Raw genomic sequence first — 24,258 nt, 5'->3', positions numbered from 1 at the left:
CGCGTCTCCCGGTTCTGGGCGGCGAAAAAGGACAGCCGCTGCGTGGATCCACGCAGCGGCTGTCCTTTTCGGTGCGGAATCCGGTGTGGACTCCGGGGCGGAAGGCTACGGTGTCGCGGCTGCCTGCCCGCCCTGGGCCGGGACGATCCGCAGCAGCCGGCGCCGGTCCTTCAGGTCCACCTTGAGCATTAGTTGCCCGCGCCGGGCGAGGACGACGGCGACGGTCGCGGCGGCCAGCACCGGGACGCCGCCGGAAACGAGGACGGCGGTGTGCGGGTCCGCGTGCTCGGCCAGCCAGCCCATCATCGGGCCGCCGATCGCCTGGCCGCCGATCAGCACCATGATGTACAGGCTCATGACCCGCCCGCGGATGGCCAGGTTGGCGCTGACCTGGACCAGCTGGTTCGCGGCGGTCAGGAACATCAGGCACCAGAACCCGGCCAGCACCATGGCCACGCCGAACCAGGGCATGGACGGCGCCAGCGAAGCCAGGCACAGCATGAGCCCGTACATCCCGGCGCCCAGCACCACGGAGCGCAGCCGCAGGGCGCGCCGCCGGGCCGAGGTGATGGCGCCGGCCAGGGCCCCGAGGGCCACGAGCGTGTTGAGCAGCCCGTAGCCACCGGCACCGGCGTCGTACACGTGGTCCGCGAACGCGGCCAGCAGCACCGGCAGGCTCATCGCGAACACAGCGATGAACCCGGCCATCAGCCAGGGCCAGTAGATGGTGGGCTTGCTGAGCGCATAGTCCAGCCCCTCCCGCAGCATGCCCGGGCGTTTGGCGGCCGGGGTGCTGACGTGCAGCTGGTCCTTGCGCAGACTCAGGAGCATGGCCACCGTGAAGCAGCAGGCCACCGCATTGGCGGCAAAGGCCCAGCCGGCCCCCACGGCGGTCAGCAGGATCCCGGCGATAGCAGGACCGATCAGGCCGCCGAGCTGGAAGATCGTGGAGTTAACGCTGATCGCGTTTCGCAGATAGCCGGGGCCGACGAGCTCGTTGACGAACACCTGGCGGGCCGGCTGGTCCAGCACGGTCACCAGGCCCAGGACCAGCGCGATAGCGTAGACGTGCCCCACCTCGATCCGCTGGCTGAGCGCCAGGACGGCAAGGAACGCGGCCAAAGCGGCGGCCACCGACTGGCACAGCATGAGGATCTTCCGCTTCGCGAAGCGGTCCGCCATCATGCCGGCCCACGGGCCGAGGAACAGGGACGGCAGGAACTGCAGGGCCACGGTGATGCCGACGGTGGTAACGGAACCGGAGAGCTGGAGGACCAGCCAGTCCTGGGCGATCCGCTGCATCCAGAGCGCGATGACGGCGACGAAGTGCCCGATCGCGAAGACGCGGAAGTTGCGGACCCTGAGCGAAATGAAGGTGTGGCGCCAAGGCAGGGGCTTGTTGACGACGGCGAGTGGTTGGGTGATGGTGTCCGGCAGGGAAGCTGCGTTCGCCTCTAGCGGCGGAGGGGGTGCCACGGAAAAGTCCTCAAAAGTGCGGGTGAGTGGGATGGACTTAACGCTAGGCTGGCCCCAAGAGATTATGGAAGCCTATTCAACGCATAACTCGCATTACAAAACGCAATGCAGGGTGTGCGGCACCGAATCCGGAGACCGCCATGTTTGAACCCGCCCAGCTCCGCTCGTTCCTGGCCGTGGCCGAAACCTTGAGTTTCACCAAGGCCGCCGAGCGCCTCGGTCTGGCCCAACCCACCGTCAGCCAGCACGTCCGCAAGCTGGAGACCGCTGCCAAGCGGGTGCTGATTGCCCGGGATACCCGGGATGTACGCCTGACCGACAACGGCGATGCCATGGCCGGGTTCGCCCGCAGCATCCTCGCCGCGCATGACTCCGCAGCCCGCTATTTTTCCGGCTCCGCCATGCGCGGCCGCCTGCGCTTCGGCACGGCCGATGATCTCGCCATCACCGGGCTGCCCCGCATCCTCCGCGAGTTCCGGCAGATCTATCCGCAGATCAACCTCGAGCTGACGGTCGGGCAGAGCGACCAGCTCTACAAACGCCTGAATGCCGGGCAACTGGATCTGGTCTTTGTGAAATGGGTGGCAGGAGCCAAGGACGGGACCGTGGTCCAGCAGGACGCCTTCGCCTGGGTCGGCCTGGAGCAGACCGTGCTGGAACCGGCTGATCCTGTCCCGCTGATCGCCTACCCCTCCCCCAGCCTGAGCCGGAAGCTTGCCATCGACGCCCTGGAGGCCACCGGGCGCACCTGGCGGATCACCTGCACCACGCGCCAGATCAGCGGCGTACTGGCCGCCGTCCGGGCCGGCATCGGTGTGGCGGTGATGCCTTCCTCCCTGGTGCCGGAGGACCTGAAAATCATCACCCGCCGCTTCGATCTGCCGCCGGTGGGCGACGTCGATTTCACGCTCATCCGCAATCCTCTGGCCAATACCGAGGTGATCGACGCCCTCACGCAGGCGATCGTGGGCCGGACCCTGAAGCGACCCGCCTGACGCACGGGCGGTCCGCAGCCAGCGCTGGCCCTTGCCACGGTACCTACGGGGCGGACCACCCGGACGCGGGCAGTACTTACTTGACCATTGAACGGTGCACGTACTTCATCTATCCTGTCACTACCTAAGATCAACCGTTCGAGGTCAAGCAGTGGCCCACGACAACGATTCGAAAAAACGAACGCTGTCCGTCGCTGATGCCGTGTGGCTGGCGCCGGAGCGTTCGGGATAGGCCGCCATTGATGCCAGCCATTAATCATCCCCGATTGTCCGCCCCCGCCGCCCACGCGACAAAGCCCGCCCGTCAGGTAACCGCGCCGGCCCACCCCGCAGCGGCCATGCACCACTCGACCGCCGGGATGCAGCACGCGACCGCCCAGCACGCGGTCACCCCGGGCCAACGGGCAATCCGCCCGACTACCCTCGCAGAGTCCGATTATGTGGCCAGCCCGTACTGCGAACGCTGCGGCACGGACGAGTTCATTTACCTTGAGACCTTCGTCCCGGCCACTCACCGGAGGGACGGCTCGGTCAGCAAGCTCGGCGAGGTCACCTACTTCTGCTCGGGCTGCGACGATTTCTCCGCCCACGCGGTCCCGGCTTCCTGGGTCCCGCCGGGCTGGTACTTCGGCTAGCCCCGACTCCGTTTAGCGCCTTCGCCGTTAAACGCCGCCGCCGTGCCGCACCTCATGGTGCCTGCACGGCGGCGGCGTTTTAGGTTTCCAGCACGCCCGAGCCGGGGTTTTAGCAGCCCCGGGCTAGATCAGGGCGTCCGAGATGTGGTTGGGCGTGCCGAAGCGGTGCGCCGTGATGCTGATGGCCTGCTCGTGCAGGAACGGCAGCAGTTCCACGCGTCCGGCTTCCGTGACGGGGTGGACATACACGGCCAGGTCCGGGCGTCCGCCCGTGGCCTCGGCCAGCGCCTTGGCGTCCCCGCCAATCAGCCGGATCCGGGCGCCGGAGAGCTTGCCCGCCGCGGCGAGGGTGCCGGCGGAAGCGAGCCATTCGGCGTCGTTCTCAACAGTCGCGGCGATGCCAAGCCCGGTCAGGACGGCGCGCAGCTGGGCGGGCAGTTCCACGGCGGTGGAGACCGTCAGGACGGACCCGGCCAGGACGCCGGCGGCGACGGTCCGGACCAGGCCGGCAAGCGGTTCGCCTTCGGCGAGGCGGACCGTGACGGGCAGCGCGCGGTAGCGGAAGACGTTGCGCTCCGCGCTCAGTCCGGAGACGTCCTTCGCGGTGCCGAACTCTTCGGCCCAGGCGCGGGCGTCGGAGGCGAGCGCCCGCTGCAGCGGTGCGAGCTCCTCGGCGGTCAGGAAGCCCTTGGCCGCGTCCTCAATCCGGCGGACGCCGGCGTGGACGGGAGCAGCGGCCGGGGTGCCGGCGGCGGTGCTGGGCTTGCTGACCCATTCGCCGAGGCCGACAAGGTAGTTCGGGCCGCCGGCCTTGGTGCCGGCGCCGACGGCGGATTTCTTCCAGCCGCCGAAGGGCTGGCGCTGGACAATCGCGCCGGTGATGCCGCGGTTGATGTAGAGGTTGCCGGCCTGGATGGTGTCCAGCCAGATCCCCAGTTCCTCGCTGTTCAGCGAGTGCAGGCCCGCGGTGAGGCCGTATTCGATCTGGTTCTGGATCGCGATGGCCTCCTCGAGGGTCTCTGCCGTCATAACGCCCAGGACCGGGCCGAAGAACTCGGTGAGGTGGAAGTAGGATCCGCGGCGGACACCGGAGCGCACGCCGGGGCTCCAGAGTTTGCCCGAATCATCGAGCTTCCGCGGCTCGACGGCCCAGGTCTCGCCCTCGCCGAGGGTGGTGAGGGCGTTCAGGAGCTTGCCGTTGGCGGGCTCGATGATCGGGCCCATCTGGCTCGCCGGGTCCTGCGGGTAGCCGACCTTCAGCGAGGTGACGGCGTCGATCAGCTGGTTGTGGAAGCGCTTCGACTTCGCCACGGAGCCGACGAGGATCACCAGCGAGGCGGCGGAGCACTTCTGGCCGGCGTGGCCGAACGCGGAGTACGCGACGTCCTTGGCCGCGAGGTCCAGGTCCGCGCTCGGGGTGACGATGATGGCGTTCTTGCCGCTGGTCTCGGCCAGCAGGGGCAGGTCCTTGCGGAACGAGCGGAACAGCTCGGCGGTCTCGTAGCCGCCGGTGAGGATGACGCGGTCCACGGCCGGGTGGGAAATGAGCTGCTGGCCCAGTTCCCGCTCGCCCAACTGGACCATGGTGAGGACGTCGCGCGGAACGCCGGCCTCCCAGAGGGCCTCGATCATGACGGCGCCGCTGCGGCGGGCCTGTTTGGCGGGCTTGACCACTACGGCGGAGCCGGCGGCGAGGGCCGCGAGGGTGGAGCCGGCCGGGATGGCGACCGGGAAGTTCCACGGCGGCGTCACAACGGTGAGCTTGGCCGGGACGAAGGTGGCGCCGTCGACGTCGTCGAGCTTGCGGGCGGACTCGGCGTAGTAGTGCGCGAAGTCGACCGCCTCGCTGACCTCGGGATCACCCTGGTCGATCGTCTTGCCGGTCTCGGAGGCCATGACCTCAAGGAGGTCGGCGCGGCGGGCCTCGAGGACGTCGCCGGCGCGGTGCAGGATTTCGGCGCGCTCGGCGCCGGAGAGTGCGCCCCAGGCTTTGCCCTTCTCGACGGCGGTGTCGATCACGGCATTCAGGGTCGCGGCATCGTTGATCGTTGCGGCCTCGACGGAGGCGTTGCCCAGTGTCGACGTCGTCACGCGGCCCAGGATGGCGCGGCCCCAGTCGCGGTTCGCGGGCAGTGACGGATCCGTGTCGGCAGTGTTCTCGAACGAGTCGTGCGGCAGCGGCGCGGCCGGAAGGGCGCGGTTCTGCAGCCGGTTCGGGCCCGGGACCTCGTCGTCGAGCTTGGCCAGCGAGGCGAGGAAGCGCTGCTTCTCGCGCTCGAACAACGTTTCGTTTTCACTGAGTTCGAAAACGGCGGACATGAAGTTGTCCTGGCTGGCGCCCTCTTCGAGGCGGCGGATCAGGTAGGCGATCGCGACGTCGAACTCGGCAGGGTGGACCACGGGCGTGTAGAGCAGGAGGGAGCCGACGTCTTTCTTGACGGCTTCGGCCTGGCCCTGGGCCATGCCGAGCAGCATCTCGAATTCGATGCCCTGCTGTGCGGTATCCGCGATGCCGCGCTGCTTGGCCAGGAGCCAGGCGAAGGCGATGTCGAAGAGGTTGTGGCCGGCGACGCCGATCCGGATGTTGCGGATCCGGTCCGGGTGCAGCGAGTAGTTGATGACCCGCTTGTAGTTGGTGTCCGAGTCCTGCTTGGTGCCCCAGGTGGCGAGCGGCCAGTCATGCAGGGAGGCCTCGACCTGTTCCATCGGCAGGTTGGCGCCCTTGACGACGCGGACCTTGATGGCGGCGCCGCCGTCGGCGCGGCGGGCAGCGGCCCAGTCCTGCAGGCGGATCATGGCGGACAGCGCATCCGGGAGGTAGGCCTGGAGCACGATGCCGGCCTCGAGGTTCTTGAACTCGGGCTTGTCCAGGATCCGGGTGAAGACCGCGATGGTCATGTCCAGGTCCTTGTATTCCTCCATGTCCAGGTTGATGAACTTGGCTTTCTGGCCAGTGGACGCGTAGGAGGCGGCGCGGGCGAAGAGCGGGGTGAGCTTCTCCACGACATGCTCCACGGCTTCGTCGAAGGCCCACGCGGAGTGCGGGGCCACCGTGGAGGAGACCTTGATCGAGACGTAGTCGACGTCGGGCCGGGCCAGCAGGGTGTGCGTGCCCTCGAGCCGGCGGGAGGCCTCGTGTTCGCCGAGCACGGCCTCGCCGAGGAGGTTGACGTTGAGCTTGATGCCGTCTTTGCGGATCTTGGCGATGGCCGGGCCGAGCTTGGCGTCGGTGGCGTCGACAATGAGGTGGCCGACCATTTCACGCAGCACCCGGCGGGCAACCGGGATGACCACCTGGGGCAGGACCGGGGCCATGGTGCCGCCGAGGCGGACCGCGCTGCGCATGTACCAGGGCAGGAAGGCCGGGACCTTGGGGGCCAGGGCGGCGAGGTTGCGGGCGGCGACCTGCAGGTCTTCGGGGCGGACGACGCCGTCGACGAACCCGACCGTGAAGTCCAGGCCGTTGGGGTCCTTCAGGACCCCGGCGAGCTGCTCGGCCGAGGCGTCGACGGGCACCTTTGCGGCCTCGGTGAGCCAGTGGCGCACCAGCGCGATGGTGTCCTCGGCGAGGGCTGCGGCCTCAAGGACCGTGGAGCCTTCCGAAACGGCGGCGTGCGTGGCGTCGTTGCCTGCGGCGTTTCCGGTGGTGGCGCCGGGCTCCGTGGAGATGTTGGTCATGGCTGAAACACGTTCTTTCTCAAAATGTGGACCTCTTACGAAACAGTATGCGACCGGATTTTCATAAGATAAAGCGAAGTTTTCTGAGCAATACCGGTTAGGAAAACCGATGCTTCTGATTCCCGCCCGAACGTTCGGGAACCACCTCTGCCCCTTAAAAACCCGTTGCGCTATCACTTCCGGGCGTGAAGACCCGGAAAGACCCGGGAATGGGAGCCAGAAGTGATGGCGCAACGGGGAATGGAGTGGCTAGGTCAGGGGGCGGTGCATCTCCACGATCTCCTCGTGCCGCGGGCTGTCCGGGTTCATCAGCGAGTGCCTGCGGCCGTACGTGAAGTAGATGATCAGGCCGACAATGAGCCAGACGACGAACCGCAGCCAGGTCTCCCAGTGCAGCTGGAACATCAGGAAGAGCGAGGCAAACACGCCGAACGCCGGCACCAGGGGCATCAGCGGCAGCCGGAACGTCCGCGGGGCGTCGGGCTTCTTGTAGCGGAACACGATCACCGACACGCAGACGACGACGAACGCGGCCAGGATGCCGATGTTGGTCAGGTCTGCGACGGCCTTGATCGGGAGGATGCCGGCCAGGACGGCGGCCCCGACGCCGGCGATCCAGGTCACGCGCTGGGGCGTGCCGTGCCGGTCCGTCTTCGAGAACCAGCCGGGCAGCAGGCCGTCGCGGCTCATCGAGAACCAGACGCGGGTGACGCCGAGGAGGAAGGTCAGCATCACGGTCAGGATGGACAGGACGGCGAATACGGAGATGATCGTCGCGATCACCGGCAGGCCAACGCTGTTGAAGGCGGAGGCGAAGCCGGCCTTGGGGTCGATCTCCGTGAAGTTCTGCATGCCGGTGAGCACCAGGGTGGCGGCGGCATAGAGCAGCATGGCGATGACCAGCGAGAGGATGATCGCCTTGGGCATGTGCTTCTTGCCGTCGGTGGCCTCTTCGGCCGCGGTACTCATGGCGTCGTAGCCGAACACCGCGAAGAACACGGTGGCGGAGCCGGCCACCACGGGACCGAAACCGCTGGGGAAGAACGGGTTGTAGTTGTTGGTGTTCACGTAGAAAATGCCCAAGCCGATGATGAACAGGATCAGCAGCACCTTGATGCCGACGGCGATCAGTTCGAAGCGGCCGAAGGTCTTGGTGCCGCGGGAGAGGATCCAGGTCACGAGCAGGCAGACGAGGATCGCGGGAAGGTTGATGATGCCACCGGTGCCTTCATCCGGCGTCGCGGTCATCCAGGCGGGCATATGGATGCCGATACCGGAGAGGAATGCGTCGAAGTAGCCCGAGATGCCGATGGCCACCACGGCGACGATGGCGATGTATTCCAGCAGCAGGTCCCACCCGATGAACCAGCCGATTATCTCGCCGAGGGCGACGTAGCCGTAGGTGTAGGCCGAGCCTGCCCGCGGGATCATTCCGGCGAACTCCGCGTAGGACAGCGCCGCGGCGGCGGACGCCAGGCCGGCGATCAGGAAGGAGATGAGCACGGCCGGCCCGACTCCGGGCTCGGACTCGCTGCCGTGGGCCACTAGGCCCGCCAAGGAGAAGATACCGACGCCGATAATGCCGCCGACGCCGATGGCCGTCAACTGCCAGAGCCCCAGGCTCCTGTGCAGACCGCTGTGTTTGTTTTCTTCCTCGATGTCGTCGATGGGCTTGCGCCGCATGATCGACTGTGACAAATCCCGTGTAGCCATGGGGGCCTCCTGCTTAGGTGCGGTGCCCATCACTCCACCCTGTGATGGGGCTTATCGAGTGAGAACAGTATGCAAGCCCGATTGCATTAGATAAAGTGAATTCTCTTAATGAATAACCGTCAGGATTCACAAAGGAATAGCGATGCTCGACGTCCGGCGTTTGCGACTGTTGCGCGAACTGAAGATCCGGGGCACTTTGGCCGAAGTGGCCGAAGCGCTTCAGTACAGCCCGTCGTCAGTCTCGCAGCAACTGGCCCTCCTTGAGAAGGAGGCCGGGGTGGAGCTCCTGCGCAAGACCGGGCGCCGGGTGCAGCTGACCCCGCAGGCCGAAGTCCTGGTGGCCCACACCTCCCAGCTCCTGGAGACCCTCGAGCAGGCGGAGGCGGATCTGGCGGCGTCGCTGACCACGGTCACCGGCACCGTGCGGATCGCGGTGTTCCAGTCTGCCGCGCTGGCGCTCATGCCGGACACCCTGACCAGAATGACCGCCAGCTACCCGGAAGTCCGGGTCGAAATGACCCAGCGGGAACCGGAGACGGCCCTTCACGAGACGTGGGCCCGCGACTTCGACCTCGTAATCGCCGAGCAGTACCCGGGCCATGCCGCCCCGCACTACGCCGAACTGGACCGCGTGGCCCTGACCCGCGACGCCATCCGGCTCGCCGTTCCGCCCCCCTCGCCCGGCCGCGACCCCATCAGGACGCTGGCCGATACCGCGGGGCTGGCCTGGGTGATGGAACCCCGCGGAGCGGCCTCCCGGCACTGGGCCGAGCAGGCCTGCCGGAGCGCCGGGTTTGAGCCCGACGTCCGCTTTGAAACCGCCGACCTGCAGGCCCAGATCCGGCTGATCGAATCCGGAAATGCGGTGGCCCTGATGCCCGACCTCGTGTGGACCGGCCGCGGCACCAGCGCGCAACTCCTGGACCTGCCCGGGGATCCGCACCGTACGGTGTTCACCTCGGTGCGGCGCTCGAGCGCCAGGCGCCCCGCACTGCTGGCGGCCCGGGAAATCCTGGCGGTGACGGCGGCATCCATCGTGCCGGCGGCGGCCGCGGGCGTCCTCGGTCCGGCTCCCGTGGAGCGGCCCGCGTGACTTCCGGCATGTGTGGAACCGCGCGCGTGAGGCCCGCGGCATGTGCGGTGGGCCACAGCGCGAGCGGTGGCCCCGCGTTAGACTGATGTCGTTATGAATCGCACAATATTCAAATCCAAGATCCACCGCGCGACGGTCACGCACGCGGACCTTCACTATGTCGGATCCGTCACCGTGGACCTGGATCTGCTGGAGGCGGCCGACATCCTGCCCGGGGAGCTCGTGGCGATTGTCGACGTCACGAACGGCGCACGGCTCGAGACCTACACGATTGCCGGCGAGCGCGGTTCCGGCGTGATCGGCATCAACGGTGCCGCCGCCCACCTGATGCATGAGAACGACATCGTCATCCTCATCACCTACGCCCAGATGACCACGGAAGAGGCCAAGGCGTACAACCCCAAGGTGGTCCACGTTGACCAGGACAACAAGATTGTCCAGATCGGCAACGACCCCGCCGAGGGCATGACGCCCGGGATCATGCGTCCGCCGCACTCGCTGAACAACGCGGCGCTCAACTAGCGGCAGCGCGCCGTCGGGCGTAATAGGACGGCCCGCGGAATAAAGCTGATTACTCTGGACGGGTGACTCTTACCCGCCGCCCTCCCGCCCCGCTGCGGAGAGCCGCGTGCTAGGGGTACTGGCGGGATTCTTCGTCGTCTGGGCCATCATCCTGGTCGGCATGTTCGTGGGCCGGCGCAATATCCTGGGCGAGAACGCCCGCCCCGTCCTGAGCGCCCTGACGTTTTTTGTGGCCAGCCCCGCCCTTCTGTTCGAGACCCTCAGTAAGGCGAAACTGCACGACGTCTTTGCCGCGCCGCTTCTTGTGACGGCAGTCGGGGCCGTGACCACGGCGGTCCTGTTCTTTGGCATCGTGCGCTTCGCGCTCAAGCGGTCCCTGCCGGAAGCCCTCATCTCCTCCATGAGCTCGTCGCTGGCCAACTCGGCCAACCTCGGCATTCCCATCGCCGTCTTCGTGCTCGGTGATGCCAGCTATGTGGCACCCCTACTGATCTTCCAGCTGGCTTTCTTCACCCCCTTGTTCCTCATGGCGTTGGACGCCACCACCAGCTCGCACCGCACCACGCCCCTGAGTTTCGTGCTCATGATCCTGCGCAACCCGATGATCGTAGGCACCGGACTCGGGCTCCTGGTGGCCGCCACCGGCTGGACGGTGCCGCCGCTGATCCTGGAGCCCATTCACTTGATTGGCGGGGCGGCCATCCCGGCCATGCTGATCGCCTTCGGCATGAGCCTGAACGGTTCCAAGCCGCTGCAGGCGGCCGCCGGACGCCGGCTGGACGCCCTCCTTGCGAGCTTCTTCAAGCTCGTAGTCCACCCGCTGGTGGCCTACCTGTTTGCCCATTTTGTCCTCGGCATGCAGGAAAAGGCGCTCTTTGCCGCCGTCGTCACGGCCGCCCTGCCCACCGCCCAAAACGTGTTTGTCGCGGCCAGCCGTTACCGCACCGGCGTAACGGTAGCCCGGGACACCGTGCTGATCACTACGGTGGTAGCTGTGCCCGCCATGATCGGCGTGGCCCTGCTGCTGGCCTGACCTCGCCGGGCAGCCGGGCTCAGCTGAACGGGATCTGCGGACCGGCACCAAACCCGGAGGAGGACCCTTGAAAACAACCCTGGACACTGTGGTCATCGGCGGCGGCGCGATGGGCTCGGCCGCCGCGTGGGCGCTGGCCCGGCGCGGCCGGGAGGTGACCCTGCTGGAGCAGTTCGGGCCCGGCCACCGCAACGGCGCCTCCCACGGCACAACCCGGAACTTCAACCCCGGCTACGCGGATCCGGACTACGTCGCCATGCTGGCAGAGGCGGCCAGGCTGTGGAGCGAGCTCGAAACGGACGCCGGCGAGCGCCTGCTGGCGCGCACCGGCGTCGTGAACCACGGCCCCGATCCGCGGCTGCCCGAAATCCGGAACGCGCTGCTTGCGGCCGGGCTCAGGGCGGAGTTCCTCTCCGCCGGGGAAGCCGCCGAGCGCTGGCGGGGCATCCGTTTCGATACGCGCGTGCTGCACATGGCCGATGGCGGCCAGTTGAACCCGGACGCCGCACTGCCGGCGCTGCAGCGCCTCGCCGCCGGGCTTGGCGCCGAGATCCGCCATCATGTGAAGGTCCTCGAGCTGAATGTCCTCGACGACGGCGTCCGGCTCACGCTTGAGGCCGGCGGCCGCACCGAGGTGCTCGCCGCGAGGCAGGGCGTGGTCACCGCCGGCGGCTGGACCACGAAACTGCTCGCCGGGGTCGCGCCGCTGCCCCGGCTGAGGGTCACCCAGGAACAACCCGCACACTTCGCCATCACCGATGAGGGTGCCCAGTGGCCGGGATTCAACCACATGCCGGGCCACGGCGACGCGTACGGGTACTGGCGTTCGCCGGTCTACGGCATGCAAACACCGGGCGAGGGGATCAAGGCCGGATGGCACGGGGTGGGCCCGGTGGTGGACCCGGACCGGCGGAGTTTCGCGGCGGAGCCCGAACAGCGGGCGGCCCTGCAGCGCTACGCCCGGGACTGGCTGCCCGGGGTCGACGCCGACTCCCTCACCGACATCAGCTGCACCTATACGACCACCGTGGATGAGAACTTTGTTCTGGACCGGATCGGCCCGGTTGTCATCGGCGCCGGCTTCTCCGGGCACGGCTTCAAGTTCACGCCGGTCGTGGGCAGGATCCTGGCCGACCTCGCGACCGGCGACGGCGGAGCGCCGGCCGTCTTCTCGGCATCCCGCCCGGGGCTCCGCTGACTCCGCCAGAGCAACGGGTAGGCTGGGGCCGGTCTTAAGCGCGGGCGGATACCCGGCGCGCCAGCATGAGGTGGGGGAACATTGCTCAGCACGCGATCAGGCAGCATCCAGTCCAACGACGTCCAGTCCGGCAGCGCCCAAGGAATGGGTGCCCGCAGCCCGAGGATCGGTGCGGTCGACTGGATCGTCCGCGGGGTGGCGGGCCTGCTGCTGGTGGCGACGTCAGCGTGCGCCGGCCCGGGAACTGTTCCCCCGGCCGCCGGAACCGGCGTCAGCCCCGTCGTCACGGCTGCCCCCGCCACTGCGTCAGCAGGCACGGACAGCGCTTCGCTTGATCCGGACGCTACCCCCAGTGTTGAAGTTTCAGGCATCGAAGTTGCCGGCGCCGATGTTGCGGCCGCCGCGCCCCGGCAGCCGGCCCTTGCGGGCAAAGCCCTCGCGCTACTGGCCATCTTGCCCGTCAAGGGCCGCGCCCCTAAGACGGGCTATTCCCGCGACCAGTTCGGCCCGGCCTGGTCCGACGTTGACCACAACGGCTGCGATACCCGCAATGATGTGCTCCGCCGCGACCTCACGTCAGTCGCGCTCCGGCCCGGGACGCGGGACTGCGTGGTGCTCTCCGGCGTCCTGGCCGACCCCTACACGGCCGCCGCGATCCACTTCCTGCGCGGCAACGCCACCAGCACCGCCGTCCAGATCGACCACGTCGTGGCCCTCAGCGACGCCTGGCAGAAGGGCGCGCAGCAGCTCAGCCCGGCCCGGCGGCTGGCCTTCGCCAACGATCCGCTGAACCTGCTGGCGGTGGACGGCCCGGCCAACCAGAGCAAGAGCGACGGCGACGCCGCCACCTGGCTGCCGCCGAACAAGTCCTACCGCTGCACCTACGTCGCCCGCCAGATTTCGGTGAAATCCAATTACGGGCTCTGGGTGACCCAGGCCGAGCACGACGCCATGGCCCGGGTCCTCTCGAACTGCCCGGACGCCCTGGCCCCCGCCACCCGGCCGGCAGCCGCGCCAGCACCTGCGCCTGCCCCGCGTCCCGCGCCCGCACCTGCACCTGCGCCTGCGCCTGCCCCGGCACCGGCACCGGCGGCCGGGGTGGCTTACGCAAACTGCGCCGCGGTCCGTGCGGCCGGAGCAGCGCCCATCCACGTCGGCCAGCCGGGGTACAGCCGCAGGCTGGACCGGGACGGCGACGGCGTCGGCTGCGAATAGCGGCGGCCGGCCCGTCCGCCGCCCGGGCGGTCAGTTTTTCTGGTGCTCGTGCAGGAGCCGGGCGCAGCGGATGAAGCCCAGGTGTGAATACGCCTGGGGATGGTTGCCCAGGTGGGTTTCCGTGCCGGGGTCGTACTCCTCGGGCAGCAGCCCGGTGGGACCGAACAGGTTCACCAGCTGGTCAAAGAGGTCCCAGGCCTCCTCGATCCGGCCGACGGCGATGTAGGCCTCGATCAGCCAGGTGGTGCAGATGTGGAAGCCGCCCTCCAGGCCCGGCAGGCCGTCGTCGTACCTGTAGCGGAAAACGGTGGGCCCCACCCGCAGTTCCCGCTCCACCGCCGTGACGGTGGCCAGGAACCGGGGGTCGTTGACGTCCAGCAGGCCGGAGAGACCGATGTGCAGCACGGCTGCGTCCAGGTCCGGACTGTCGTACGCCACGGTGTAGGAGGACGCCGTCTCGTCCCAGCCCTCACGGAGGACTTCCTCCCGGATCATCGCCGCCGTGGGCTCCCAGGCCGGCAGCGGTTCCCGGCCGTGCCGGACAGCCGTGCGCAGCGCCCGGTCCAGCGCCACCCAGCACATCACCTTCGTGTAGATGTGGTGCCGCGGTGCCCGCCTGGCCTCCCAGATGCCATGGTCGGCCTCGTGCCAGCGGGCCAGCACGGCTGCGGCCATCTGGACCAGCAGGTCCCAGTGGTCGTCGGAGAGCATGCCCTGGCGGGCGCTGAGGGCGTGGATCAGCTCGGCGATCGGGCCAAACACGTCCAGCTGTACCTGGTGGTCGGCGGCGTTCCCGATCCGCACCGGGCGGGATCCCGCGTAGCCGGGCAGGCTCTCGATGATGGCCTCGGTGGACAGCGGTGCCCCGGTCACAGAGTAGAGCGGGTGGAGCCACTCCGGGCCCGGGGCGTGGGCCAGGATCCGGCCCAGCCAGGCCAGGAAGCCCTCGGCCTCCGCCGTGGAGCCCAGGTCCACGAGCGCGTTGACGGTCATGGACCCGTCACGCAGCCAGCAGTACCGGTAGTCCCAGTTGCGGGTGCCACCGATTCCCTCCGGCAGTGAGGTGGTAGGCGCGGCCAGCACAGCGCCGGTGGGTTCATGGACCAGCGCGCGGAGCACCAGCGCGGACCGGCGGACCAGCGACGGCTTCACGCCGGGCAGCTGCAGTTCGTGGACCCAGCGCCGGGAGTGATGGGCGACGGCGGCGCGGCGCCCGGTCTCATCATCCGGCACCGCGGGCTGAGGTTCCGTATCGCCGCAGCGCAGGTTGAGGACCACCGGCCCGTCCCGCAGATCGACGTCGCCCGTGGCCGTGGCGTGCCGGCCGTCGGAGGTGATGGCGAAGGCAACGCCGGGCGCCCGGAGAATGATCGGATCCGCGGTTCCCACGACGTGCAGTTCAGTTCCGCGCGCCTCCATGCTGAAGTGGGCGTTCGCGTAGTCCGGCCGCGGGGCGAAGACGATCCGGGCCGTGCCGGTGCCGGACAGCACCCGGACCAGGCTGGTGATGCCGTCCGGGGCCGGCTCCAGGTAGTCCGTCACGGTGACGTCGGCCCAGCGGGTTTCGACGATCATGGTGCTGTCCACGTAGCGCTGGCCCAGGACCTGCGAGGCCTTCGCCGGTTCCACGGAGAAGTGCCCCGCCGCATCGCCGCCGAGCAGATGGGCAAACAGCGAGCCGCTGTCCGGCAGCGGGTGGCTCATCCAGCAGATCTTCGCGTCGGGGGTGATCAGGGCGGTGGACGAGCCGTTGCCGATCATGGAGTGCCGCTCCAGCCCCACGGCATCCTCGCCGAACAGCCACGCCCGCCGCAGTTCGAACAGGATCGCCAGGACGCGGGCGAACGACTCCGGGTCCCGGAGCCTGTGGGCCGCCACGCTGGGCCCCTCCCCCACGCGCAGCGCCATGTCCGGCCCGCGCAGCGTCGCCATGGCCAGCTCGTCGCTGAAGGCATCGCCGGCGTAAAGGGCGGCGCTCACGCCGAGCATGGAGCGCAGGTGCTCCAGCGCGGAGGCCTTGGACGGTTCGACCACGGAGAGATCCAGCACCGAGCCGTCCACAACGAAGTGCAACCCGTGCGCCCGGGCGATCTCCTCCGCCTTCGTGGTGGCCAGTGCGACGACGTCGGGGGCCGCCGGGCGGGTATGCACCGACACAGCGACCGGCTTGCGCTCAATGCTGATGCCCCGGTAGGCGCCCACGGTTTCGGCGAGCGCCTGGCTGGCCTGCTGCAGCACTGATTCGGTGGCGAGGGACAGCCCGTGGGCGTAGCCCATGTCGAACTCCGCGCCGTGCGAGCCGACCAGATGCACCTCCGCGGGGAGCCGTGAGACGGCGGCCAGATCCCGCAGCGACCGCCCGGAGATGACGGCCGCGTGGGTGTTCGGGAGGGCTGCCAGCGCCCTCAGCGCGATCGCCGCGCTGCCCAGCGGCAGGGTCTCGGTGGAAATGCCTTCTGCCGCGCACAGCGTGCCGCCGTAGTTGCAGGCCACGAGCAGCCCGGGAGTGCGGGCGAGGATCTTGAGCTCAGCGAGCAGTTGCGGCGTGAGCCCGTCGTCGGCCGCGTTGGTCTGCACGAAAGCGCGGAGCAGGCCCAGCGGGAGGGATTTGGTGAGAAGCGCAGAGTCGGCCAGGGCCTGGTTGAGCGGTGTGGGCATCGGCGCGGTCCTTCGAGTAGTCCCCAATGCCTGCATGAGAATCGTCCCCGGGAGGACGCACCTCCAGTATCCTCCCGGGACGATTTCGCATAGGTGTCCCGGCAGTTGCAACTATGTAACATCCGCCGGGCCGCCCTGCCGTTGCGTGTCAGCAGCCGGCTGGCCTGTATTCGTAGGTCCCCGCATCGGCCGCGCCGCCGCCCTGGCAGTCGCCCTTCTGGTTGGCCGGCCGCCCGTCCAGATCCAGGGGGAAGGGGCTGACCCCGGCCCGGTCAATGGCCGGGCTCGCGCCGGAGAGGTGGAGGTCGGCGGGTGCGTTGACAAAGTTGGCCGGTTCGGTGGTGGAGGTGGCATTGGGAATGATGTTCGTGGGGCCGTTGAGGACGTTTTCCCGCTCGGTCCAGCCGGCGCCGTCCATCCACAACGCGTTGCGGGCGGCCACCAGGATGTTTCCCCTGACGACGGTGGAGGCCGGGCACGACGCGTGGCAGACCAGAGCCTGGGAGTCCGGGCCGTCCAGCCACACGGTGTTGTATTCGAACGTGGTGCCGTCGGTCGGGCCGAAGGAGGACGTCCTGCCGCGCGCGATCAGCCCCATGGCCTGGGAGCAGTTGGGGCCGCAGGTGGACCGGACGAGGTTGTAGCTGTACGTGTTGCCGTCGGCAGTTCCGCCCTTCCCGCGCCCCAGTTCGGAGAAGACGTTGTTATCGACGGCCACGTTGTGGTGGATTCTGTTCCGGTTGCCGTTGAATATTTCGAACGCGCTGCCGTCGTGGCCAAAGTCGTAGGACACCGCGGTGGAGCCGGTGACGGTGTTGCCGGTGAACTCGTTGTCGCTGCCGTTGATCAGGAAGCCAAAGGCGCCCGAGTCGTCATCGCACTTCAGGGACGTGGCGGTGCCGCACAGCTCCCCCGGCGTATTGACGTTCATGATGTTGTTGTCGGCAAGGGTGTTGTTGGTATAGGTGCCGAAGTCGGAGCCCTCGCTCACCTTGATGCCCGCAGCATTGTTCCTGGCGGCGGAGTTCCGCACGGAACCGTGGTCGCCGTAGATGCTAAAGCCCGCATAGCCGCACGACTCCGCCCGCAGGCCATCCACGGCGATGTAGTCGCCGTCGAGCCTGACGCACGTTCCGGCCAGTCCGCCGGTAACGACGGGCGGATCGCCGCTTCCATAGGCATTCAGCGTGACCTTGAGCCGGCTGGTGCCGCTCTGGCCGACCACAAGGCCGCCGGAGAAGATGTCTCCGCGGCGAAAGCTGACCGAGTCCCCGGGCCGCAAAGCAGTGGCATTGACCTTGTCGAGCGACGCCCAGGCCGATTGCGGCGACGTCCCGTCGTTGGCGTCGCTGCCGTCCGCGCTCACGTAATACGTGGCACCCTCGGACGACGCCGGCGCGGACGCCGACGGTCCGCCAAGCAATCCTCCCAGGAACAGCAGGACGAGCAGCGTGGCGGCGGCTGTGGACTTGATCTTCATGGGTGCACCTGGGTTTTCGCCATGTATCCGCGGTTCCGGGCGCCACCGCCAACCGGCGGACCACATCGGCACCCTGAGGGGCTTAACGCTAAGAGCGGCCCCGCCCTAAGTCAACGGACGAGTCCGGCCACGCGCACCGAATTGTTCTTTTTTGCTACTTGACGTTCCTTATTGTGCGATTATGATAGCTAATGATGTGAGCTGCTTCACTCCACCCGCGTTATTTCAAAGGAGAAATTATGACCATGCATGAAGACGCACTGCTCCGGGCCTCCAGCCAAGGCGGGTGGGACAGGAGGACGCTGCTGAAGACCTTCGGCGCCGGAGCAGTCGCGATGGCCGGCATCCCACTGCTCTCGGCCTGCACGGGCGGCAGCGCACCTGCCAGCGGCGGCGCCAAGACGGCCACGTTCGGTTCCGGGTCCTCCGACGAGGTCCCCAAGGCTGCCTACAAGGCGGTGACCGACGCGTTCCAGAAGAAGTCCGGCATCGCGGTCACCACCAACGTGGTGGCGCACAACGACTTCCAGAACAAGATCAACACCTACCTCCAGGGCAGCCCCGACGATTCGTTCACCTGGTTCGCCGGCTACCGCATGCAGTACTACGCCGGCAAGGGGCTGCTCGCCCCGATCGATGACGTCTGGGAAAAGGTCGGCGGAAACTACTCCGATGCCCTCAAAAAGGCCTCGACCGGCGCCGACGGCAAGATGTACCTGATTCCGAACTACAACTACCCCTGGGGCTTCTTCTACCGCAAGAGCCTCTGGACGGAAAAGGGGTACACCGTCCCCACGACGTTCGATGAGCTGAAGGCCCTTGCCACCAAGATGAAGGCCGACGGCCTGATCCCGATTGAATTCGCGGACAAGGACGGCTGGCCCGCCATGGGCACGTTCGACTACCTGAACATGCGTCTGAACGGCTACCAGTTCCACATGGACCTCACCGCGCACCGGGAAAGCTGGGACCAGAAGAAAGTCAGCGACGTCTTCGACACCTGGAAGGCCCTGCTCCCATTCCAGAACCCGAACGCCCTGGGCATGACCTGGCAGGACTCGGCGAAGTCCCTCGCGGACAAGAAATCCGGCATGTACCTGCTCGGCTCCTTCCTCACCCAGCAGTACACGGACAAGGCAATCGCCGACGACATCGACTTCTTCCCGTTCCCCGAGGTCGCGGTGGAAGGCCAGGACACCATCGAGGCACCCATCGACGGCCTGTTGCTCTCCAAGAAGGGCGGCCAGAACCAGGCCGCCCGGGACTTCCTGGCCTACGTCGGCACCCCGGAAGGACAGGATGTGTACGCCTCGGTCGACTCGTCCAACATCGCCACGGCCAAGGGCGCCGATACCTCCAAGTTCACTCCGCTGAACAAGAAGCTGGCCGAGGCCATCAGCGGTGCCAAGAACATCAGCCAGTTCTTCGACCGCGATGCCCTGCCCGCCATGGCCAACAACGTGATGATCCCGGCGCTTCAGTCGTTCATCAAGGACGGCAACGTCGATGTGAAGAACCTGGAAGCCCAGGCCAAGTCCCTGTACGCCGCCCAGTAGCGCCTGTCTGCCCGCGCGGGTGACCGCGCGGTCAGCACGGCCCTTTCCTCTGCATTTCTCTCTGCATTTCACTCTGCATTTCACAAGGCAAGGAATCTCCATGAGTGTCTCTACCAACCCGTCGGCGCGGGGGCGCAAAGCAGCCGCAGCCCCCGCGCGGCGGGTTCGGCGGCTGTCCGGCCGCGACAAAGTGGTGCTCGGCTTGATGGTGGGCGTCCCCACGCTGATCCAGCTCGTACTGGTCTGGATCCCCACCCTCATGTCGGTCGGACTGTCCTTTGCCCGCTGGAACGGGCTGGAGCTGACCGACATCAAGCCCGCCGGCGTCGAGAACTACCAGTTCATCGCCCAGGATTACCCGCCGTTTTGGCCGGCCATGCAGCACAACGTGCTGTGGCTGGCGTTCCTGGCACTCGTCGCCACCCCGCTGGGGCTGCTCCTGGCCGTGCTCCTGGACCAGAACATCCGCGGCACGCGGATCTACCAAAGCATTTTCTTCGCCCCGGTCATGCTCTCCCTGGCCCTGATCGGGATCATCTGGCAGCTGTTCTACAACCGGGACAGCGGCCTCCTGAACTTCCTGCTTGGCACCGCCGGCACGCCCCAGGCCGTCGACTGGTTCGGGGATTCGAGCGTCAACATCTGGGCAGCCCTCTTCGCCGCCACCTGGCGGCATGCCGGCTACGTCATGATCCTGTACCTGGCCGGGCTCAAGGGCGTCGATCCGACGCTGCGCGAGGCGGCCCAGATCGACGGCGCCAACGCGGTCCAGACCTTCTTCCGGGTGGTCTTCCCGGCCATGCGCCCGGTGAACGTCATCATCATTGTCATCACCGTCATCGAATCCCTCCGGGCGTTCGACATCGTTTACGTGATCAACCGCGGCACCAACGGTCTGGAACTGATCAGCGCCCTGGTCATCCAGAACCTGGTCGGTGAAGGGCAGGTGATCGGCATCGGCTCGGCGCTGGCCGTCATCCTGCTCGTCATCTCGCTGATCCCCATCACGTTTTACCTCTCCCGCGCGTTCGGAAAGGACAAAGAGGCATGAGCATCGCCCATCCAACCGATGCCGCCGCGGCCGGCAGCCCGGCAGCCGCCCGGCAGCGCAGCTCCGGCCCAGGCAGGACCGGACCCCGCCCCGGCCGCCCGGCCAACAACAAGCAGGGCAAGAAGCACTACGGCACCCACGTCTTCCTCATCGTCATGGCGGCGATCTGGCTCGTACCCCTGGCCTGGGCCATTTTCACTGCCCTGCGGCCCAAAGCTGACACCGACAAATACGGCTACTTCAGCACCGGCGGCGCCTTCAACTTCGACAACTTCGCCCAGGCCTGGACGCAGGGCGGCTTTTCCCAGCTGTTCTGGAACTCCGTGCTCATCACGGTCCCCTCGGTGTTCCTGATCCTCTTCTTCGCCTCCATGATGGCGTTCGCCGTGAGCCGGGTGAGCTGGAAGTTCAACATCACCCTGCTGATCATGTTCACCGCCGGAAACCTGCTGCCACCCCAGGTGCTCGCGGCGCCGCTCTTTGAAATGTTCAAGCACTTCGAGCTGCCCTACGCCGTCAGCGATTCCGGGAACCTGCTCAACACCTACATCAGCGTGATCGCGGTGGACACCGCCTTCCAGATCGGCTTCGTGACGTTCGTCCTTTCGAACTACATGAAGGCCCTGTCCCCTGAGCTGACCGAGGCGGCCCTGGTTGACGGTGCCGGCGTCTGGCGCCAGTACTGGGACATCATCCTGCCGCTGTGCCGCCCGGCCCTGGCCGCCATGGGCACGCTCGAGGTGATCTTCATTTACAACGACTTCTTCTGGCCCCTGCTCTTCATCCAAAGCGGGGACCGGCTTCCGGTCACCACCGCGATCAACAACCTCCAGGGCCAGTTCCTCTCCAACTACAATCTGATCGCCGCCGGCGCCATGATCACCGCCGTTCCGGCCCTGATCATCTACCTGCTCCTGCAGCGCCACTTCGTGGCGGGCCTGACCCTCGGCTCCAGCAAAGGATAAACGTGGACAACAGCTCCAACCACAACAACGCTATGGACTACATCACCGCCCGCCTCGGCTCCGAAGGCTCCCCAATGCTGGCATTTGGCGGAGACTACAACCCGGAGCAGTGGCCCGAGGAGACCTGGGACGAGGATGTCCGGCTGATGCGCGAGGCCGGCGTCAACCTGGTCAGCGTGGGCATCTTCAGCTGGTCCCTGCTTGAGCCGTCCGAGGGCGTCTACGAGTTCGGCTGGCTGGACCGGGTCCTGGACCTGCTGCACGCCAACGGCATCCGGGTGGACCTGGCGAACGCCACGGCGTCGCCGCCGCCCTGGTTCAGCCACAAGTACCCCGAGTCCCTGCCCGTGACGGCCGACGGCGTGCGGCACAGCTACGGTTCCCGGCAGGCCTTCGCGGCGTCGAGTGCCGACTACCGCCGGGCCGCCGCGGCCCTGACCGAGCAGATCGCCACCCGGTACAAGGACCATCCCGCCGTCGTGATGTGGCATGTCCACAACGAGTACGGCTGCCACAACCAGCCTGATTTCTCTGACGGTGCCGCCGCGGGTTTCCGGCGCTGGCTCGAACGCCGGTACGGCAGCCTGGAGGCCCTCAATGCCGCGTGGGGCACCGCCTTCTGGTCCCAGCGCTACTCGGCCTGGGATGAGATCCTGCCGCCGCGCACCTCCGGGACCTGGGTGAACCCGACCCAGCAGCTGGACTTCGCCCGCTACTCCTCCGATGAGCTGCTCGAATGCTACAAGGCCGAGGCCGCGATCATCCGCACGCACTCGGGACATCCCGTGACCACCAACTTCATGGGGTTCAATATGGGCCTGCACCAGCCCGTGGACTACTGGCGCTGGTCCGAGGAGATGGATGTGGTCTCCAACGACCACTACCTGATTGCCGAGGACCCGCGGAACTTCCAGGAACTGGCGGCAACCGCAGACCTCACCCGCGGCTGGGCCAAGGGCAAACCGTGGCTGCTCATGGAGCATTCGACCTCTGCCGTGAACTGGCAGCCGCGCAACATCGCCAAAGCGCCCGGCGAGATGCTGCGCAATTCCCTGCAGCACGTTGCCCGCGGCGCCGACGGCGCGCTCTTCTTCCAGTGGCGGGCCTCGCGGGCCGGCGCCGAGAAGTTCCATTCCGGGCTGCTTCCGCACGCCGGGACGGACACCAAGGTTTGGCGCGAAGTGGTGCAGCTGGGCCAGGCGCTGCGGAGCCTGGCCGAAGTAAGCGGCTCGGTGGTTACGGGCGCGTCCGGCCGGGTAGACGTCGCGATCCTCCATGACACTGACGCCCGCTGGGCCTCGGAACTGGACTCGCACCCGAGCGTGGACGCCTCCAACATCGCCGAAACCCGGCGCTGGCACGATGCCTTCTACCGGGCCGGCATCCCCACCGACTTCCGCCAGGGCACCGATGACCTTTCCGGCTACCGGCTCGTCGTCGCGCCGATGCAGTACCTCGTGAGCGATGCCGGGGCCGCGAATCTGGACGCGTATGTGCGCTCCGGCGGCCACCTCGTGGTGACCTATTTCTCCGGTATCGTGGACGAAAATGACCACATCAGGCTTGGCAGCTACCCCGGCGCGTTCAGCGGACTGCTGGGCGTAAAGATGGAAGAGTTTTTCCCGCTGCGCGGCGGCGAAAGCATCCGGCTCAGCAGTTTCGGGGCGGGTACCTGCTGGAATGAATTGGGGCATGCCACCACCGCCGAGGTTCTGGCGGCCGTGGAGGAGGGACCGGCCGCCGGTTCTCCCGCCGTGACCCGTAACCGTTCCGGAAGCGGCCGCTCCTACTATGTCGCCACGTCACTCGCGCCGGAGGGTCTGGGCGAACTGCTCGCCGTCGTCTGCGCCGATGCCAGGGTGGAGCCGCTCGTCCCCGGGCTGCCGAAGGATGTCGAAGTAGTCCGGCGCAGCAAGGACGGGACGGACTGGACGTTCTGCATCAACCATGGGGCCCACGACGTCCGGCTGCCGCTGGAAGGCGTGGACCTGCTCACCGGCGCCGAACTCGACGGCGGCGGGCTCGGCCTCGCGGCCGGCGGTGTCGCCGTCGTCCGTTCGGCTGCCGCCCGATTGGTCGGCACCTCCGCCGGCCTCTCAAACCTCTCAAACCTCTCAAACCTGTAAGGACTCCACATGCTAGCCGCAGCCCGCCATTCCGCCATCCTCGCGGAGGTCCAGCGTGAGCGGATCGTCCGCGTCGCGGACCTCGCCAAGATGCTCGGCGTCTCGCTGATGACCGTGCGGCGGGACATCGAGGCCCTCGACGCGGCGGGCGCCGTGGAGAAGATCCACGGCGGGGCCAAGTTGCCCGGCGGCGCCGGCACCCACGAGCCAGGCTTCGAGCTGAAGGTGACCCAGCTCAAGGACGAGAAGATGGCGATTGCGCAGGAGGCGGCCGCACAGGTGCGCGAGGGCATGGCGGTGGGGCTCAGCGCCGGCACCACCACGTGGGCGCTGGCCCAGCTGCTGTCCGCCGGCCCGCGGATCACCGTGGTCACCAATTCGGTGCGGATCGCCGACGTCTTCCACCAGAGCGCCTCCCCGTCCACCGTGATCCTGACCGGCGGCGAGCGCACACCCTCGGACGCCCTCGTCGGGCCGCTGGCCACTTCCTCGCTCAAACAGCTGCACCTGGACGTATTGTTCCTCGGCGTCCACGGCGTCGACGCCGACGCAGGCTTCACCACCCCCAACGTGCTCGAGGCCGAAACCGACCGGGCCTTCGTCACCGCGGCCCGGCGGGTGGTGGTGCTGGCGGACCACACTAAGTGGGGCACCCTCGGCATCAGCACGATCGCCGGCCTGGAGGACGCCGACGAACTCATCAGCGATGACCTTCTGGGCAGCGAGGCCCGGCGCATCCTCGGCGAGCGCGTCGGCAGGCTCCGCCTGGCCCATACCGGCGACGCCCGGAGCATCAGCGCAGCCAGCCCCGCAGCAGCCACAGGCTGACCGCTCGGCCCCCGCCCACCCAAACCACTACGTCTG

17 protein-coding genes are annotated in these 24,258 nt (G+C 67.7%); 12 read left to right on the top strand and 5 right to left on the bottom strand.

Translation table 11 applies throughout. From position 1 onward, the window contains the following. Positions 1-105: 105 nt before the first annotated feature. Positions 106-1,476 (bottom strand): MFS transporter, encoded by a 1,371-nt coding sequence (locus B5X90_RS05275; protein ID WP_079550635.1) that lies wholly within the window; start codon positions 1,474-1,476, stop codon positions 106-108. Positions 1,477-1,616: 140 nt separating this feature from the next. Here B5X90_RS05275 and B5X90_RS05270 point away from each other — a divergent pair, with 140 nt between their 5' ends. Together B5X90_RS05270 and B5X90_RS05265 are read left to right on the top strand one after the other, a co-directional pair. Next, positions 1,617-2,471: a LysR substrate-binding domain-containing protein gene (locus B5X90_RS05270; RefSeq protein WP_079550633.1), complete on the top strand. Its 855-nt coding sequence runs from the start codon at positions 1,617-1,619 to the stop codon at positions 2,469-2,471. 266 nt (positions 2,472-2,737) lie between these two features. After that, the gene (locus tag B5X90_RS05265) at positions 2,738-3,106 is read left to right on the top strand and encodes a hypothetical protein (RefSeq protein ID WP_256860064.1); all 369 of its coding nucleotides are present in this window, start codon (positions 2,738-2,740) and stop codon (positions 3,104-3,106) included. A gap of 123 nt (positions 3,107-3,229) precedes the next feature. Here the strand turns inward: B5X90_RS05265 and B5X90_RS05260 are convergent, their stop codons facing one another. Both B5X90_RS05260 and B5X90_RS05255 read right to left on the bottom strand, forming a co-directional pair. After that, positions 3,230-6,784, bottom strand: coding sequence for a bifunctional proline dehydrogenase/L-glutamate gamma-semialdehyde dehydrogenase (locus tag B5X90_RS05260; RefSeq protein WP_079550626.1), 3,555 nt, complete (start codon positions 6,782-6,784; stop codon positions 3,230-3,232). 249 nt (positions 6,785-7,033) lie between these two features. Next, positions 7,034-8,497 (bottom strand): amino acid permease, encoded by a 1,464-nt coding sequence (locus B5X90_RS05255; protein ID WP_079550623.1) that lies wholly within the window; start codon positions 8,495-8,497, stop codon positions 7,034-7,036. A 142-nt stretch (positions 8,498-8,639) separates the two neighbouring features. Here B5X90_RS05255 and B5X90_RS05250 point away from each other — a divergent pair, with 142 nt between their 5' ends. The 5 genes from B5X90_RS05250 (at position 8,640) to B5X90_RS05230 (ending at position 13,558) form a co-directional block, all read left to right on the top strand. Then, positions 8,640-9,590: a LysR family transcriptional regulator gene (locus tag B5X90_RS05250; RefSeq protein WP_079550621.1), complete on the top strand. Its 951-nt coding sequence runs from the start codon at positions 8,640-8,642 to the stop codon at positions 9,588-9,590. Between the two features lie 93 nt (positions 9,591-9,683). Continuing rightward, complete coding sequence (gene panD / locus B5X90_RS05245; RefSeq protein WP_179129059.1) at positions 9,684-10,112, top strand: aspartate 1-decarboxylase; 429 nt, start codon at positions 9,684-9,686, stop codon at positions 10,110-10,112. 106 nt (positions 10,113-10,218) lie between these two features. Then, on the top strand, positions 10,219-11,145 hold the full coding sequence (locus B5X90_RS05240; RefSeq protein ID WP_079550618.1) for an AEC family transporter: 927 nt from the start codon (positions 10,219-10,221) through the stop codon (positions 11,143-11,145). 67 nt (positions 11,146-11,212) lie between these two features. Continuing rightward, positions 11,213-12,343, top strand: a complete 1,131-nt coding sequence (locus tag B5X90_RS05235; RefSeq protein WP_079550616.1) for an FAD-dependent oxidoreductase — start codon at positions 11,213-11,215, stop codon at positions 12,341-12,343. 81 nt (positions 12,344-12,424) lie between these two features. Continuing rightward, a complete protein-coding gene (locus B5X90_RS05230; RefSeq protein ID WP_143264660.1) occupies positions 12,425-13,558 on the top strand; it encodes a GmrSD restriction endonuclease domain-containing protein in 1,134 nt (377 codons plus the stop codon). A 30-nt stretch (positions 13,559-13,588) separates the two neighbouring features. Here B5X90_RS05230 and B5X90_RS05225 read toward each other — a convergent pair whose 3' ends face one another. Continuing rightward, positions 13,589-16,216 (bottom strand): trehalase-like domain-containing protein, encoded by a 2,628-nt coding sequence (locus tag B5X90_RS05225; protein ID WP_079550614.1) that lies wholly within the window; start codon positions 16,214-16,216, stop codon positions 13,589-13,591. Between the two features lie 148 nt (positions 16,217-16,364). Beyond that, positions 16,365-17,696: a hypothetical protein gene (locus tag B5X90_RS05220; protein WP_079550611.1), complete on the bottom strand. Its 1,332-nt coding sequence runs from the start codon at positions 17,694-17,696 to the stop codon at positions 16,365-16,367. A 239-nt stretch (positions 17,697-17,935) separates the two neighbouring features. Between B5X90_RS05220 and B5X90_RS05215 the strand changes: the two genes are divergently transcribed. The 5 genes from B5X90_RS05215 to B5X90_RS05195 all read left to right on the top strand — a co-directional run bounded on the left by B5X90_RS05215 (position 17,936) and on the right by B5X90_RS05195 (position 24,222). Beyond that, positions 17,936-19,252 (top strand): ABC transporter substrate-binding protein, encoded by a 1,317-nt coding sequence (locus tag B5X90_RS05215; RefSeq protein ID WP_079550609.1) that lies wholly within the window; start codon positions 17,936-17,938, stop codon positions 19,250-19,252. Between the two features lie 100 nt (positions 19,253-19,352). Then, entirely contained in the window at positions 19,353-20,303 is a 951-nt protein-coding gene (locus B5X90_RS05210; RefSeq protein ID WP_079550606.1) for a carbohydrate ABC transporter permease, read from the top strand. After that, the gene (locus tag B5X90_RS05205) at positions 20,300-21,268 is read left to right on the top strand and encodes a carbohydrate ABC transporter permease (RefSeq protein WP_079550603.1); all 969 of its coding nucleotides are present in this window, start codon (positions 20,300-20,302) and stop codon (positions 21,266-21,268) included. The genes B5X90_RS05210 and B5X90_RS05205 overlap by 4 nt, the downstream gene beginning before the upstream one ends. A 2-nt stretch (positions 21,269-21,270) precedes the next feature. Continuing rightward, positions 21,271-23,394 (top strand): beta-galactosidase, encoded by a 2,124-nt coding sequence (locus tag B5X90_RS05200; protein ID WP_218670178.1) that lies wholly within the window; start codon positions 21,271-21,273, stop codon positions 23,392-23,394. 9 nt (positions 23,395-23,403) lie between these two features. Next, entirely contained in the window at positions 23,404-24,222 is an 819-nt protein-coding gene (locus B5X90_RS05195; RefSeq protein WP_079550600.1) for a DeoR/GlpR family DNA-binding transcription regulator, read from the top strand. Positions 24,223-24,258: the final 36 nt, after the last annotated feature.

Source organism: Arthrobacter sp. 49Tsu3.1M3, assembly GCF_900168135.1.
In the GTDB taxonomy this organism is placed as follows: domain Bacteria; phylum Actinomycetota; class Actinomycetes; order Actinomycetales; family Micrococcaceae; genus Arthrobacter.
The sequence above is the reverse complement of the archived record's forward strand: the minus strand, read 5'-3'. Positions and strand labels throughout refer to the sequence as shown.